This is a genomic window from Streptomyces sp. NPDC005728 (genome assembly GCF_040630895.1).
Lineage (GTDB): Bacteria > Actinomycetota > Actinomycetes > Streptomycetales > Streptomycetaceae > Streptomyces.
On sequence record NZ_JBEXYL010000008.1, the window covers coordinates 20,370 to 35,065 of the forward strand.

Annotated in this window: 14 protein-coding genes and 1 pseudogene; 4 read left to right on the plus strand and 11 right to left on the minus strand. The window is 71.9% G+C overall.

Translation table 11 applies throughout. The annotated features are described in order from the left end of the window. Window positions 1-36: 36 nt before the first annotated feature. The 4 genes from proP to ABZ471_RS08255 form a co-directional block, all read right to left on the minus strand. The gene (gene proP / locus ABZ471_RS08240; protein ID WP_359063769.1) at window positions 37-1,461 is read right to left on the minus strand and encodes a glycine betaine/L-proline transporter ProP; all 1,425 of its coding nucleotides are present in this window, start codon (window positions 1,459-1,461) and stop codon (window positions 37-39) included. 196 nt (window positions 1,462-1,657) lie between these two features. Continuing rightward, window positions 1,658-3,715 (minus strand): hypothetical protein, encoded by a 2,058-nt coding sequence (locus ABZ471_RS08245; RefSeq protein ID WP_359063771.1) that lies wholly within the window; start codon window positions 3,713-3,715, stop codon window positions 1,658-1,660. Further along, window positions 3,712-4,155: a hypothetical protein gene (locus ABZ471_RS08250; protein ID WP_359063773.1), complete on the minus strand. Its 444-nt coding sequence runs from the start codon at window positions 4,153-4,155 to the stop codon at window positions 3,712-3,714. Before ABZ471_RS08250 ends, ABZ471_RS08245 begins: the two co-directional genes overlap by 4 nt. A gap of 20 nt (window positions 4,156-4,175) precedes the next feature. After that, a complete protein-coding gene (locus ABZ471_RS08255; protein ID WP_359064043.1) occupies window positions 4,176-4,541 on the minus strand; it encodes an ATP-binding protein in 366 nt (121 codons plus the stop codon). A gap of 128 nt (window positions 4,542-4,669) precedes the next feature. Between ABZ471_RS08255 and ABZ471_RS08260 the strand changes: the two are divergent. Beyond that, a pseudogene (locus tag ABZ471_RS08260) lies at window positions 4,670-4,771 on the plus strand (XRE family transcriptional regulator); the annotation flags it as partial. A gap of 62 nt (window positions 4,772-4,833) precedes the next feature. Further along, window positions 4,834-5,091: a DUF397 domain-containing protein gene (locus tag ABZ471_RS08265; protein WP_359063775.1), complete on the plus strand. Its 258-nt coding sequence runs from the start codon at window positions 4,834-4,836 to the stop codon at window positions 5,089-5,091. Here ABZ471_RS08265 and ABZ471_RS08270 read toward each other — a convergent pair. Further along, window positions 5,075-6,244 (minus strand): steroid 3-ketoacyl-CoA thiolase, encoded by a 1,170-nt coding sequence (locus ABZ471_RS08270; protein WP_359063777.1) that lies wholly within the window; start codon window positions 6,242-6,244, stop codon window positions 5,075-5,077. The genes ABZ471_RS08265 and ABZ471_RS08270 overlap by 17 nt on opposite strands. Window positions 6,245-6,540: 296 nt before the next feature. Here ABZ471_RS08270 and ABZ471_RS08275 point away from each other — a divergent pair, with 296 nt between their 5' ends. Further along, window positions 6,541-7,776 carry a cytochrome P450 gene (locus ABZ471_RS08275; RefSeq protein ID WP_359063779.1) on the plus strand — a complete coding sequence of 412 codons (1,236 nt, stop codon included), beginning with the start codon at window positions 6,541-6,543 and terminating at the stop codon, window positions 7,774-7,776. A 69-nt stretch (window positions 7,777-7,845) separates the two neighbouring features. On the opposite strand, the gene ABZ471_RS08280 is transcribed toward ABZ471_RS08275, so the two are convergent. Then, window positions 7,846-8,199 carry a hypothetical protein gene (locus tag ABZ471_RS08280; RefSeq protein WP_359063781.1) on the minus strand — a complete coding sequence of 118 codons (354 nt, stop codon included), beginning with the start codon at window positions 8,197-8,199 and terminating at the stop codon, window positions 7,846-7,848. Between the two features lie 431 nt (window positions 8,200-8,630). Here ABZ471_RS08280 and ABZ471_RS08285 point away from each other — a divergent pair, with 431 nt between their 5' ends. Then, window positions 8,631-9,086 (plus strand): hypothetical protein, encoded by a 456-nt coding sequence (locus ABZ471_RS08285; protein WP_359063783.1) that lies wholly within the window; start codon window positions 8,631-8,633, stop codon window positions 9,084-9,086. A 22-nt stretch (window positions 9,087-9,108) separates the two neighbouring features. On the opposite strand, the gene ABZ471_RS08290 is transcribed toward ABZ471_RS08285, so the two are convergent. From ABZ471_RS08290 to ABZ471_RS08310, 5 genes are all read right to left on the minus strand, one after another. Then, entirely contained in the window at window positions 9,109-9,795 is a 687-nt protein-coding gene (locus ABZ471_RS08290) for a YoaK family protein (protein WP_359063785.1), read from the minus strand. A 236-nt stretch (window positions 9,796-10,031) separates the two neighbouring features. Next, entirely contained in the window at window positions 10,032-10,445 is a 414-nt protein-coding gene (locus ABZ471_RS08295; protein WP_359063787.1) for a transglycosylase SLT domain-containing protein, read from the minus strand. A gap of 336 nt (window positions 10,446-10,781) precedes the next feature. Continuing rightward, window positions 10,782-11,759, minus strand: a complete 978-nt coding sequence (locus ABZ471_RS08300) for an ECF transporter S component (RefSeq protein ID WP_359063789.1) — start codon at window positions 11,757-11,759, stop codon at window positions 10,782-10,784. Then, on the minus strand, window positions 11,756-13,510 hold the full coding sequence (locus tag ABZ471_RS08305; protein ID WP_359063791.1) for an ATP-binding cassette domain-containing protein: 1,755 nt from the start codon (window positions 13,508-13,510) through the stop codon (window positions 11,756-11,758). Before ABZ471_RS08305 ends, ABZ471_RS08300 begins: the two co-directional genes overlap by 4 nt. Continuing rightward, window positions 13,507-14,676, minus strand: a complete 1,170-nt coding sequence (locus ABZ471_RS08310; RefSeq protein WP_359064045.1) for an energy-coupling factor transporter transmembrane component T — start codon at window positions 14,674-14,676, stop codon at window positions 13,507-13,509. The genes ABZ471_RS08305 and ABZ471_RS08310 overlap by 4 nt, the downstream gene beginning before the upstream one ends. Window positions 14,677-14,696: the final 20 nt, after the last annotated feature.

Sequence of the window (14,696 nt, forward strand, 5' to 3'; positions counted from 1 at the left end):
CGCACGTAGGCACGGCCCGCCCCCCCCCGACGGCGCTTACCGGGCTTCCACCGAGGGCGCCGACCCCGGCAGCGGCCGCCCCGCGGACTCCGCCATCCGCCACACCGCGAACCCGCCCACGACAGCCGCGGCCATCATGTAGTACGCGGGCATCATCATGTTCCCGGTCGCCCCGATCAGCGCCGTGACCACCAGCGGAGTCGTGCCGCCGAACAGGGACACCGACACGTTGAAGCCGATGGACAGGGAGCCGTAGCGGACCCGGGTCGGGAAGAGCGCGGGCAGCGCGGCCGGCATGGCCGCCGTGAAGCAGACCAGCAGGAGACCCAGCGCACCCATGCCGAGGGCCACGGCCACCAGGCTGCCGTCGCGGATCAGCAGCAGGGCGGGGATCGACAGGAACAGGAAGCCCGCACAGCCCGCGGCGATCACCGGGCGGCGGCCGACCCGGTCGGTCAGCGCACCCGCGAACGGCTGGACGATCATCATCAGCGCCATCACGCCGAGCACGACCAGCAGACCGTGCGTCTCGTCGTACTTCAGCTCGCTGGTGAGGTAACTCGGCATGTACGACAGCAGCATGTAGTCGGTGACGTTGAAGACCAGCACCAGACCCATGCAGAGGAGCAGCGCCTTCCACTGGCCGGCGACCATCTCGCGCAGCGGCACCTTCGGCCGGGCGGCCTCCGCCTTCTCGACCTCCGCCGCGAACGCCGGCGTCTCCTCCAGACGCGTCCGCAGGTACAGCCCGATGATGCCCATCGGGCCCGCGATCAGGAACGGGATCCGCCAGCCCCAGGAGAGCAGGTCGTCCGAGGAGAGCAGGGCCGTCATCAGCGTGACCAGACCCGCGCCGCCGATGTACCCGGCCAGCGTGCCGAACTCCAGCCAGCTGCCGAAGAAGCCGCGCCTCCGGTCCGGCGCGTACTCGGCGATGAACGTCGAGGCGCCCGCGTACTCGCCGCCGGTGGAGAAGCCCTGCACCAGACGCGCGGCCAGCAGGAGCAGCGGCGCTCCGACGCCGATCGTCGCGTACGACGGGATCAGGCCGATCGCGAAGGTGCCCGCCGCCATCATGATCATGGTGAGGGCGAGGACCTTCCGGCGGCCCACGCGGTCGCCCAGGGGGCCGAAGACCAGGCCGCCGAGCGGACGGACCAGGAAGGCCGCGGCGAAGGCGCCGAACGTGGAGAGCAGCTGCGCGGTCGGGTTGCCGGACGGGAAGAAGACCTTGCCCAGGGTGACCGCGATGTAGCTGTACACACCGAAGTCGAACCACTCCATCGCGTTGCCCAGCGCGGCCGCCTTCACGGCGCGCTTGACGAGTGCGGGGTCGGTGACGGTGACGTCGGCGGGGGCCTGTACGGCCCGCGGGGTCTTCAGATGCGGGGTGACGGCTGTGGCGGTCGCCAAAACGGGGCTCGCCTGCCTTTCGTAGGGGACGGGACAGAAAGCGACCATAGGAGCACTTCACCCCTTTACGTCCCGTACCCATATCGATGCAGAGTGCAGCCAAATGCGGTCTACGCAGGTACGCGTGCCCGCTCCCGCGGCCGCCGACGGAGACCGCACTGTGATCCTTGTCGCCCCCGACCGGGGCAACCGCACGCTGCGGTGACGGCCCAGGAGACACGGGAGCCGGTGAAGGCCGGCCGGATCACTTCGGTGGCCGGGCCAGCCGCTCCTGGAGCCGGGCGTGCCGGAACTGGTACACCGGGCCCGTCGCGCGCAGGAGGTTGCGGCGGCGGGCGTCCTCCAGGAAGGACATCAGGCGTACGGGAGTGCCCTCCCGGGCGGAGAGCTGGACGGCGGTGAGGGCGGTGGTGACGGCCAGGTTGTTGACGGGGCCGGACCAGAGGACGGGACCGATGCCGCCCGCCAGGGCGGTGAAGGCGGCACTCTGCAGTCCGAACGGCAACCCGGTGAAACCGGCGAACACCGCCACGGCGAGGCCGGTCAGGATCCCGAGGACCAGTCTGAGTCCGGCGTGGTGCCGCCACACCTCGCGCGGTCCGATCGACCGGGTCTCCGACGTCAGCCGCGGAACCAACTCACGTCTCAGCTGTTCGTACCGCGGGTGCCGCGCACCGATGCCCAGGACGGTGTCGCCCATGAGTTCGTAGCCGCGTCCGCTGACCAGGGTGGCGGCCAAGCCGATCGTTGCGGCGACCGTGTAGAGCACCCACACGGGCACGGGAATACCCAGGAGCCACGCGCCGAGCCAGGAGGTGGTGCCCCAGAAGAGCCAGTTGACGAGCCCGATACGGATCGCCGTCGGCGGGAAGATGTCGCGCCACCCGGCGCTCGGCAGCGGCTGCGGGAAGTTCAGCACCACCACGCCCCAGGCGGTCACTCCGCCGGCCAGGTTGGCGCCCACGAAGCCGATGAGCAGAGCCCAGTACGGGCCCATGATCTGTGAGAGGACGAGGAAACCCGCTGCCGTGTACAACAGGAGGACCACGGTCCCCCAGAGCTTCGCCCTGCCTCGCGGATCCACCCACGACGGCAGGTGCCACCACCGCAGATCCCGCGTGCCCTCCTCGGTGAGCCGCGCGGCGATGTAGCGCAGCGTCCGCTCGGCCGTCTCGGGAGAGCAGGGCGGGCGCCGTTGCCCGGGCCTCGGGGTGTACGCGGCCGTGACCGCGCGGTCCAGCAGGTGGTCCTCGACGGCGCGCGGGGCGGGGAAGTGGTCCGCGTCCAGGAGTTCGTCGACCGGGCCGTCCTCCGGATAGACGTCCCGCAGCAGGCTGATGGCCAGCGGACTGGTCAGTGCCCGGGCGACGGTGCTGTCCGGCTCCTCCCGCAGACGGCCGGTGAGCCTCAGCCAGGCGGGCGGGACGGACTCGGGCAGCCGATGGAGCAGGTACGCGGCGGCGTCGGCGGGACGCACCGGCTGGAGTTCCAGCCCCAGGGAACCGCCTAACCGGGCCTTCTTGGCCACACCCACAGCCTCCAGCGCACGGGAGATCAGGACCAGCCGGAAGGGTGCCGGCTCCAGCGCCCGTACGACGGCCTTCCGCAGCTGAGGACCGACCTCGTCGAGCCCGTCCAGGAACAGCGCGACGCGCCCGTCACGCAGTAACTCACGGGCGCGTTCCTCCCCTTGCCCGCCCCGCAGCAGCGTGTACTCGCGGGACAGCCGGCCCGCCGCCCAGTCGACCGCGCTCTCCCTCTCCGGCTCCCAGCCGTCCAGCGACAACAGCACCGGTACGGGGATGCGCGCCCGGTCCTGCGGGGCCGCCCGCTCGCGGTACGTGAGGGCGTCCAGGAGCAACAGCACGGCGGCCGCCGTCTTGCCCGCCGCCGGAGGACCGACGAGCAGCAGACGGCCCGAGGCCAGGCCCCCGTAGACCTGGTGCAGTTCATCCAGGCCGCCGCCCCCGCGCAGCCGGGCGCCGGTGGCCGCGGGCAGACCGGGCAGCGGGGCGAACCGGGCCCGCGCCCCCTCGGCGGTCGCCCCGGCCGTCCCGCCCGCCACCTGACGTTCACTCACCCGCCAACGGACGGGCAGCGGAGCCGGGTTCAGCAGGCGCCGCAAACCCGCCTCCTCCTGCCACTGGGCGCCCACCACACGAGCCAACTCGTCGGTGACCGCGTCGAGCGGCGATACGGCGACGGTGTAGTTCGTGATGTTGTTCTGGGTGCTGTGACTGCCGATCTGGACGTTGGCCGCGGCGTTGAACGTGTTGTGCGAGACCTCGCCCGAACCGGTCATCCCGCCGACCCGAAGAAGTTCCTCTGGCGGTTGTTGTCGCCGATCTGGACGTTCGCGGGCCCGAGGAAGGTGTTCCCGGACACGACCGGCCCCGCTTTCTCACCGGCCGACCCGAACTCTCGTGCCAGCGCGTTGAGTTCAGCCACGGCGCGGTCCCGCTCCTCCTGCCCCAGGATCTCCAGCAGCGAGGCGAACTCGCCCTGCCACAGCCGCGCGTGCGCGGCCCTGACCCGCTCCCGCTCCTCCTCGTCCGACGCGGCGGCCAGCGCGGCCGCGGTCCGCTCCAGGCGGTCCAGGGCCTCGCTCTCCCGCTCGACGTCGCCCCGCCCGATCAGCCGGGCGCCCCGCGTCTTGAACCAGGCCCAGACATCCGAGCCCGCGGACTCCACGACAGCCGTTCCTCCGGCCGCCGCGGCCGCCGACAGCACCTCTGCAAGCATCGTCGCTCGCCTCCCCGCCCTCAGGTCACCCCGCACTCGAACCACACGTTCTTGCCGCCGCCGGCCCCCGGTGCCACGCCCCATTTGTCGACCACGGCGTCCAGCAGAGTAAGCCCACGGCCACTCTCCGTCTCCGGATTCGGCACGCTTGGTACCAAAGGGAGTTCGCGCCAGCCGTCCGTCACCTCCACCCGCACCCCCGCCGTCTGCCGCATCACCACCAGGGAGCAGCGGCGGTCCGGGACATGGCGTACGACGTTGGTGACCAGCTCGCTGACGGCGAGCTCCAGGGTGTCGGTCAGATGCCCCAGGCCCCACTCCCCGAGCAGCGAGCGGACGATACGGCGGATGTGGCGTACGGAGTGCTCGCCGACGGTGAGGTTCATGCGGTACTGGGGAGTCCGGGGGAAGTAGAGGTTCACAGGACGAGGTTGATGTTGCACAACTACTCTGGGCTACGGAACGGATACAACCGGTCCCGCTGTGGACCGAGTTGCGCGAGAGGGGACCGTGCGTGCCCCATATCAACGTCCTCGACCCGGGCGCCTCGCCGCTCGACTACTACGGCTTCGAGCTGCGCCGCTACCGAGAAGCGGCCGGCCTGACCCAGCGCCAGCGCCGCCGCTCTATCCCTCAAGGGCTCGGCGGAGTTGATCCGGCGCGTGATGGAGGACCGCTATGGAGAGCAAGTGGCGTAAGTCCAGCTACAGCGGCGACCAGGGCGGTGATTGCGTCGAGTGCGCGCCCCTCGGTGGCCTGGCCTGGCTGAAGTCGTCGTACAGCAGTGATCAGGGCGGCAATTGCGTGGAGATCGCCGACGCCCCCTGCGCCACCATCGCCATCCGAGACTCCAAGAACCCGGCGGGACCGATCCTCACGGTCGACCCCGCCGCCTTCGCCCGCTTCCTGGGCTGGACCTCTACAACCGCTGAATGATCGTCCCGGTCGCCAGCCCACCGCCCGCGCACATCGTGATGAGCGCGAACTCCTTGTCGGTGCGCTCCAGTTCGTGCAGGGCGGTGGTGATCAGGCGGGCGCCCGTCGCGCCGACCGGGTGCCCCAGGGCAATCGCACCGCCGTTGACGTTGGCCTTCTCCAGGTCCTGCTCGAAGACCTGAGCCCAGCTCAACACCACGGACGCGAAGGCCTCGTTGATCTCGACCAGGTCGATGTCCTTCAGGGTCATCCCGGCCTTGCCGAGCACGGCCTTCGTCGCGTCGATGGGGCCGTCCAGGTGGAAGTGCGGGTCGGCGCCCACCAGCGCCTGGGCGACGATGCGCGCCCGCGGCTTCAGCTTCAGGGCGCGAGCCATCCGCTTCGAGGCCCACATGATCGCGGCCGCGCCGTCCGAGATCTGTGAGGAGTTCCCGGCCGTGTGGACGGCCGTCGGCATCACCGGCTTCAGTCCGGCGAGCGCCTCCATCGACGTGTCGCGCAGCCCCTCGTCCTTGTCGACAAGGCGCCACATGCCCTGTCCCGCGTGCTGCTCCTCCTCGGTGGTGGGCACCTGCACGGCGAAGGTCTCCCGCTTGAAACGTTCCTCCGCCCAGGCGTGCGCCGCGCGCTCCTGCGAGAGCAGGCCGAGAGCGTCGACGTTCTCCCTCGTCAGCCCCCGGTGCCGGGCGATCCGTTCGGCCGCCTCGAACTGGTTGGGCAGGTCGACGTTCCACTCGTCCGGGAAGGGCTTCCCGGGCCCGTGCTTCGAGCCGGAGCCCAGCGGCACCCGTGACATCGCCTCGACCCCGCAGCTGATCCCGACGTCGATCACGCCCGCGGCGACCATGTTGGCCACCATGTGCGAGGCCTGCTGCGAGGAGCCGCACTGGCAGTCGACGGTGGTCGCCGCCGTCTCGTACGGCAGCCCCATGGTCAGCCAGGCCGTGCGCGCGGGGTTCATGGACTGCTCGCCGGCATGGGTCACCGTGCCGCCGACGATCTGTTCGACCGCGTCGGCGGGGATGCCGGTGCGGCCGAGGAGTTCACGGTAGGTCTCGCCCAGCAGGTAGGCGGGGTGCAGATTGGCGAGCGCGCCGCCGCGCCTGCCGATGGGGGTGCGTACGGCTTCGACGATCACGGGTTCCGCGGCCATGGGGGTGCGTCCTCTCCTCGGTCGCCCGCGCGGCGCGGAGGCGTCCCGGCCCGCCCGCCACGCAGAACTAGAACGCGTACTAGTTCTGTCTGCAGTCTGCTGACATCCTGTCCATTGCCGCAAGAGTCGTGCAGTCTCCGAAGTCGTGATCTGCACGAATTACACACGCGATTGGGGCCGTCGCATGTCTTGCGACTTGTAGAACCCGTTACTACCTTCACGGCAGCCTGTATTCCTGATGAACCGTCAGATGGGTCGTCAGTATGGATCGTCAGCACGGACGACGGGAGCCGCCGATGCACTGCCCCGCGCTGCCCGACGGGTTCGACTTCACCGACCCCGACCTGCTGCACCACCGTGTGCCCCTCCCGGAGTTCGCCGAGCTGCGCCGCACCGAGCCGGTCCGCTGGATCCCGCAGCCGCACGGCCTGGCGGGCTTCGCCGACGACGGCTACTGGGCCGTGACCCGGCATGCGGACGTCAAGTACGTCTCCACACACCCCGAACTCTTCTCCTCGACCCTCAACACCGCGATCATCCGCTTCAACGAGCACATCGAACGCGACGCGATCGACGCCCAGCGGCTGATCCTGCTGAACATGGACCCACCCGAGCACACCCGGGTGCGCCAGATCGTGCAACGCGGATTCACGCCACGCTCCATCCGAGCCTTGGAGGAGCGCCTGCGGGCCCGCGCCGGGGCGATAGTCGAGGCGGCCCGCGCCCGCTCCGGCCCCTTCGACTTCGTCACCGAGGTCGCCTGCGAGCTGCCCCTGCAGGCCATCGCCGAGCTGATCGGCGTACCGCAGGAGGACCGGTCCAAGATCTTCGACTGGTCCAACAAGATGATCGCCTACGACGACCCCGAGTACGCGATCACCGAGGAGGTCGGCGCGGAGTCGGCCACCGAGATCCTCGCCTACGCGATGAACATGGCCGCCGAGCGCAAGCAGTGCCCGGCCCACGACATCGTGACGACGCTGGTGGCGGCGGAGGACGAGGGCAACCTGAACTCCGACGAGTTCGGTTTCTTCGTGCTGATGCTGGCAGTGGCGGGCAACGAGACGACCCGCAACGCCATCACCCACGGCATGCACGCTTTCCTCACCCACCCCGAGCAGTGGGACCTGTTCAAGCGCGAGCGCCCGGCGACGACGGCCGAGGAGATCGTCCGCTGGGCGACCCCGGTCAACTCCTTCCAGCGCACGGCCACCCAGGACACGGAGCTCGGCGGCGTGCAGATCGGGAAGGGCGACCGGGTGGGCCTCTTCTACGCCTCCGCCAACCACGACCCGGAGGTCTTCGCGTCCCCCGACGCCTTCGACATCGCCCGCGACCCCAACCCCCACCTCGGCTTCGGCGGCGGTGGCCCCCACTTCTGCCTCGGCAAGTCCCTGGCGGTGCTGGAGATCGACCTCATCTTCACCGCGATAGCCGACGCCATGCCGGACCTCCGCCTGGTCGGCGACCCCCGCCGGCTGCGCTCGGCCTGGATCAACGGCGTCAAGGAACTCCAGGTCAGCACCGCCTGACCCACCGATCGGGGCCGACGGCTCCCGGCGCCGCCGGCCCACCCCGAGGGAGGCAGGAACACCTCGTCCCTATGCCCGGTTCCTGCCTCCCCCGAGGACGGGGTGCGGCGAGACGCGCGGAGTCGTCGGCCTGCCGGGCCGGGGCTCGGCATCGCCGAGGTGGTAGACGGCTCCGGACTCGCGGCGCGGTGTGCTCACGAGCAGCCAGCCGACCGTCTGTCCCCGTGTGTTCCGGACCTGCCAGGGATCGGAACCCGCCCCCCAGTACACCCGCTGCTCGGAGCGTTCTCCGGGGGCGAGCCGACCGCTCATGTCGTGGCAGTCGTGTCCACGGCTGTCGCCGCACTCGAACAGGACGGCGGGAGAGTCGGTGTCATTGACGAAGACGACCGAGCTGAAGTTGCCAGGGTCCGTGGGATCCATGCCCGCCGGATCGCAGGCACTCAGAGCCAGCGCGACGAGTGCGGCGAGCGGCCAGGCTCTGCGCGGACAAGCACCCAAGTTCAAACTCCCGTTCGGTGACGGCGCTAGAGTCTGGGCCCGATGGATCGCCTTGGGGTGGCGATTCCGGTCACAGGGGGAGTGTGCACGTGGGGAACGGGGCGGCGAGGCGCGGGGTGCTCGTCATGATCGCGGCTGTTCTGGTCGCAGGGTGCGGGGACGGGAAGGGGCGGCCGAGCACGACCGAGGCGGCCCGAGCGCGTGCCTCTCATGCCGTGAACGGAGCGCCGCCGACCGTTCGGCAGCTCAAGGCCCTCGTCTTCCGCGACGGGGAAGTGTCTCAGGTGCAGGGCGGTGAGGCTCCGTTGGAGCCGAGCCGTGCGGACAAGGGTGAGGGCAGGACGTTCCCTCCGGTGTCGGATCCGGCGTGCCAGGTCGTGATCGACACCCGTGACGCGAAGGGGTCGTTCGCCCGGATCTCGCAGATCTTCAACTGGAAGAACAGCGTCTGGCCAGGGACCTCGACCCTCGCGTCCTACGAGGGCGGCAAGGCGGCCACGGCCTTCGGACGGCTCCGGGGTGGTCTGAAGTCCTGCCGGTCCTACACCGGCACCGGCTGGGTCGGCCCGTACAAGGCGCAGTTGACGCCCGAGAAGGCGCCCCGCCTGGGGGACGAAGCCGTGCGTTACCGGCTCGCCATGCCCATGCCGGAGGACCGCCGGCTCAACGAGATGCAGTACACCGTGGTGAGGGTGGGGTCCGTCATCGTCACCTTCGGTGCACAGGACCTCGGCAAGCCACCCGCGTTCCCGGCCGACCTGATCCGGAAACAGGTCGAGCGGCTCAGCGCCGCGCAGCGGCAGCACTGAAGTCCGTACCGCTGCTGCGGGTTCACTCCCGACCCGACGCCACCACGGCCAGCACTCCCGACAACGCCGCCGCGATCAGCAGCGGGATGCCCAGGCCGTGGTGGAGGACCAGCCAGGCGCCGACGGCGGCGCCCGCGGCCATCGCGATCACCGAGGCCGTGCGGCGCGGGGAGCGGTGGCCGGTGGCGTCGCCGAGGCGGGATTCGGAGGCCAGCGCGGTCAGGGTCATCGTCAGGACCGTGGTCGTCAGGTCGGGCACGCCCAGTTTGCGGACCGTCGCGTTGCGCAGGCCCATCGCGAAGGCGGTGAGGGCGATGAGGCTGTAGCGGGTGCCGTTCGTGTCCGGCCAGGCGAAGGCCACCGCCGCCGACGCGCCGACCAGCAGCGCTTCCGCCGCCAGCGTCAGGCGGGTCCATCTGCGGCGCGAGCCCTTGCCGTACCGGGCCGCCACCCGGCCGCCCGCCACCGCGCCCAGCAGGAAACAGCCGAGCGAGGTCGCGGTGTGCGGCACGGAGAAGCCGGGTGCACCGGCCGCGGCGAAGCCGAGAACCACCACGTTGCCGGTCATGTTGGCCGTGAAGACCCGGCCCAGGCCCAGATAGCTCACCGCGTCGATCAGGCCGCTGACCACGGTCAGCGCCAGGAGTACGACCACGAGTCGAACCCCCCGCACCTCCGGGTCCGGCCGGGGCGGCGACGCCGTCGTCATGGTTCCTCCGGTCAGCCGGACGGGCAGGGTGGTGACCAGTCCACCACAAAGGGTGCGCGTCCCTCGGTAACGCCCGGACATACGCGTGCACCCTCGCCGCGACGGGGGGCGAGGGTGCACGTGACGATATGGGGCCCGTCGACCCGCGCAGGGTCGTATCGGGCGGCGCCGGCCGGCAGCGCGCGCTGGTTCAGCGGGGCGGCCCGGCGCCGTGGCGCGGCCGGGAGCCGGGTGGCTCAGTACCAGCCGTTGGCCTGCCAGAAGCTCCAGGCCTGGACGGGGCTGCCGTAGCGGGAGTTCATGTAGTCCAGACCCCACTTGATCTGGGTGGCCGGGTTGGTCTTCCAGTCCGTACCGGCCGTGGCCATCTTGGAGCCCGGCAGGGCCTGGACCAGGCCGTAGGCGCCGGAGGAGCTGTTGGTGGCGGCCGCGTTCCAGCCGCTCTCGTGCTCGACGATCTTGCTGAAGGCGTTGAACTGCGCGGCGTCCGGGATCATCTTGTGCGCGATCGCCTGGGCGGAGGAGGCCTCGGTGGTGGCGGCCTGGGCGGGCGCCGCGGTCAGGGCCATACCGGCGGTGGCGGCAGCCAGAGCGGCGGCGGTGAGGGCCTTCTTCGGGGAAGCGATGCGGCGGATGAAGGAGACGGACACGGAGCACCTCTTGCGTCGGGGACAGGGGATCGCCCGTATGTCCGGGCCGCGCTTCATGCGTGGCCCCATACGTCGGCGCCGCGATCCGTTCGGGTTCGTGGCGCCTGGCGACGTCCTCAACAGAAGCAGGGTCGGGACGGGTCCGCAATGACCCCTTTTACTAGTTGTGGCCGGATCGGCGGCAAAGGTCGCTCGTGTGGCGCCCGTCTCAATGTGCAGGTCGGAAGGGGTGCATGAGAGGACGTATCGGACATTTAGGGCAACGATCCCGGATCGTAGGTGACCTGCGTCATGTGGGGTGCTTCACCGGCGACCTGACAGCCCGGATACGGACCCTCACGCAGCGGGTGCGTCGAATGTGACCGCGGTCTCGAAAGCGGCACGCCGGGTGGCCCGGCGGAGCGCCCGCAGCAGGGCCGGACCGAGGACGAGGGTCAGGACGACCGTGCACAGGGCCCGGCCCAGGTCCCAGCCGAGGGAGGTGGCCAGGCAGTAGGCGACGAACCGGGCCAGGTTGGCGGGGACCGACGCGTCCGGGTCGAAGGCGATGTTCGAGGTCAGGGCGCCCATGAAGGGCCAGCCGGCCAGGTTCATGACCGTGCCGTAGGCGAAGGCCGCGAGGAAGCCGTAGGCCGCCAGCAGAAGCCGTTCGCCACGGCCGCGCAGGCGGGCCCCGCCCGGGAGAAGGCCGGCGCCCATGGTGAACCAGCCCATCGCCAGCATCTGGAACGGCATCCACGGACCGACCCCGCCCGTGAGCAGCGCGGACGCGAACATCGTCACCGAGCCGAGCACGAAGCCGAAGCCGGGGCCGAGCACCCGCCCGCTGAGCACCATAAGGAAGAACATCGGCTCGATCCCGGCCGTGCCCGCGCCGATCGGGCGCAGCGCCGCCCCGGTCGCGGCCAGTACGCCCAGCATGGCGACGGCCTTCGGACCGAGACCGGACTCGGAGATCGTCGCCGCCACGACCGCGACCAGCAGGATCAGCAGGCCCGCGAACAGCCAGGGCGCGTCCTCGGCGTGCGCGCCGATCCGGGAGGCGGGCGGGGCGAGGAACGGCCAGAAGAAGGCGACCACACCGACCGCGCTGACCAGGACCAGGGCAGCGAGGGAGCGGGGGCCCAGCGGGACGGCGCGGACCCGGGTCCGCGAGGAGGCGGTCCGGCCGGAGCGTTCCGGGCTCGTGCCGGAGCGTTCCGGACTCGCGCCGGAGCCTTTCGGGCTCGTGCCGGAGCCGTCCGGACTCGCGCCGTGGCCTTTCGGGCTCGTGCCGGAGCCGTCCGGACTCGCGCCGTGGCCTTGCGCACTCATGCCAGAGCCTTTCGGACTTCGGCCACGGTCAGCCACGGCTGCGGGGCCAGGATCTTGGTGACCTGCGGGGCGAAGGAAGGGGAGGAGACCACGATCTCCGCCGTCGGACCGTCGGCGATCACCTCGCCGTCGGCGAGCAGCACCACCCGGTGCGCGATCTCGGCCGCCAGTTCCACGTCGTGCGTGGCCAGCACGATCGCGTGCCCCTCGGCGGCCAGCGTGCGCAACACCGTGACCAGGCGGGCCTTGGCCGCGTAGTCCAGACCGCGGGTCGGCTCGTCCAGCAGGAGCAGGGGCGGCCGGGCGGTCAGGACGACCGCCAGGGCGAGTGCCAGACGCTGCCCCTCGGACAGGTCACGGGGGTGTGTGTCGTCCGTGATGTCCGGCAGCAGCTCGGACACCAGGGCCCGGCAGGTGCCCGGCGCGGCACCCGCGTCCCGGTCGGCGGCCGCGCACTCGGCGGCCACCGTGTCCGCGTACAGCAGATCGCGCGGCTCCTGCGGGACGAGACCGACCCGGCGCACGAGGTCCCGGGGCTGTGTGCGCCGCGGTACGGCGCCGCCGACCCGGACGGTACCGGCGGTGGGCTCCACCAGCCCCACCAGCGAGCCGAGCAGCGTGGACTTCCCGGCGCCGTTGCGGCCCATCAGCGCGACCGTCTCACCGGCGGCCACGGTCAGGTCGACGTGCCGCAGGGCCGTGATCCGGCTCCGGCGCACGGCCAGGGAGCGGACTTCGGCGACCTGCGCGGGAGCAGCGGGGTCGGGGGCGGCCGCGGCAGCGGTCCGCCGGAAGAGGCGGCGCCGGGGCGACGGCAGCGCGACGCGGAGGGGCTCGGCGGACGGGGACGGCTGGGGTGGGGCCGGCCGGGGCAGGGTCGGCTGGGGTGGGGTCGGCTCGGCCGGGGGTGCTTCGGCGACGAGCGCCTGCCGGCCCTGGGACAGCTGTTCCCGCAGCTCACCGGCGCGGCGGCGGGCGTCCCGGACCGTCAGGGGCAGCGGGGACCAGCCCGCGAGCCGGCCCAGGTCCACCACCGGCGGACACACCGGCGAGACGGCCATCACCTCGGCCGGATCGCCGTACAGCGGGGCGGCGCCCGGGGCGGGCATCAGGACGACCCGGTCGGCGTACTGGATCACGCGTTCCAGGCGGTGCTCGGCCAGCAGGACCGTCGTACCGAGGTCGTGGACCAGACGCTGCAGGACGGCCAGGACCTCCTCCGCGGCGGCCGGGTCGAGCGCCGAGGTCGGCTCGTCGAGGACCAGCACCTGCGGGTGCGGGGTGAGGACCGAGCCGATCGCCACCCGCTGCTGCTGCCCGCCGGAGAGCGTGGCGATCGGGCGGTCACGCAGGTCGGCCAGGCCCAGCAGATCCAGGGTCTCCTCGACCCGGCGCCGCATCACCTCCGGGGCGAGCCCCAACGACTCCATGCCGTAGGCGAGTTCGTCCTCCACCGTGTCCGTCACGAAGTGGGCGAGCGGATCCTGGCCCACCGTGCCGACCACGTCCGCGAGTTCGCGCGGCCTGTGCGTACGGGTGTCCCGGCCGGCCACCGTGACCCGGCCGCGCAGGGTGCCGCCGGTGAAGTGCGGGACCAGCCCGCTGACCGCGCCCAGCACGGTCGACTTGCCGACCCCGGACGGGCCTACGAGCAGCACGAGTTCACCCTCGGGCACCTCGAAGTCCACGCCCCGGACGGTCGGTTCGGCCGCGCCCTCGTACGTGACGCTGACCTCCTCGAAGCGGATCACGACGGCTCCTTGGGGTGGTCCTTGAGGCCCCGGGGGTCCCGGGGAGCCCGGGGCTCCTGGGGGTCCTGGGGTTCCTGAGGGTTCTCGGGTTCCTGGGGGAGGACGAATGCGGGCAGCAGGCCGAGCAGGACGGCCGCGGCCGGCCAGAGCGGGAGGGCGGGGGCGACCAGGGGGACGACTCCGGGGTGCAGCGCGTCCGGATCGCGCACGGACGCGAGCGCGAGCAGCGCGGCGACCGCGGCACCCGAGCCCGCGACCAGCCACGCGTGCACACCCCACGGCTCCGGGCGGTACCGGGTGCGCGGGGTGCGGCGGCCGCCCAGGCGCAGGCCCGCGAGCGCGGCGACGACCCCGGCCCCCAGCACCGGCAGCCCGTACGTGCCGCCCTCCGCCGTGAGCAGCCCGTACGTTCCCGCGCACACGCCGAGCAGTCCGCCGAGGGTGAGCGCGGCCGTCGTACGGCGCACGCGGGCGGGAACGTCGGCGGTACGGCCGTAGCCACGGGCGTCCATCGCCGCGGCGAGGGCGACCGAGCGCTCCAACGCGCCTTCCAGGACCGGCAGTCCGACCTGGAGCAGGCCCCGTACCCCCCGGTCCGGGCGGCCGCGCAGCCGGCGGGCGGCGCGCAGGCGCTGGACGTCCGCGATGAGGTGCGGTGCGAAGGTGAGCGCGACGACCACGGCCACGCCCGTCTCGTACAGCGCGCCGGGCAGGGACTTGAGCAGGCGGGCCGGGCTGGCCAGGGCGTTGGCGGCGCCGACGCAGATGAGCAGGGCGGCCAGCTTCAGGCCGTTGTACCCGGCGAAGAGGAGAGCTTCCGCGGTGACCGGGCCGCCGAGGCGGATGCCCTGCGCCCAGTGGGGGAGGGGGATCTCGGGGAGGGTGAGCAGGACATGGGTGCCCGGGATGGGGGAGCCCAGGACGACCGTGAAGGCGAGGCGGATGAGGAGGACGGCGGCGGCGAGTCGGGCGAAGGCGGAGTAGGAGTGGGCCCAGGGGGCGGTGGAGCGGTGCGTGGCCACGACGTAGCCCGCTGTGGCTATGAGGAGGGCGAGGAGGAGGGGGTTGGTGGTGCGGGTGGCGGCGGTGCCCAGGCCCAGGGACCAGAGCCACCAGGCGCCGGGGTGAAGCTGTGCGCGGCGCTGGTGCCGGGCGGGGGCGGGCAGCGCCTGCCCGCGCTTGCGGG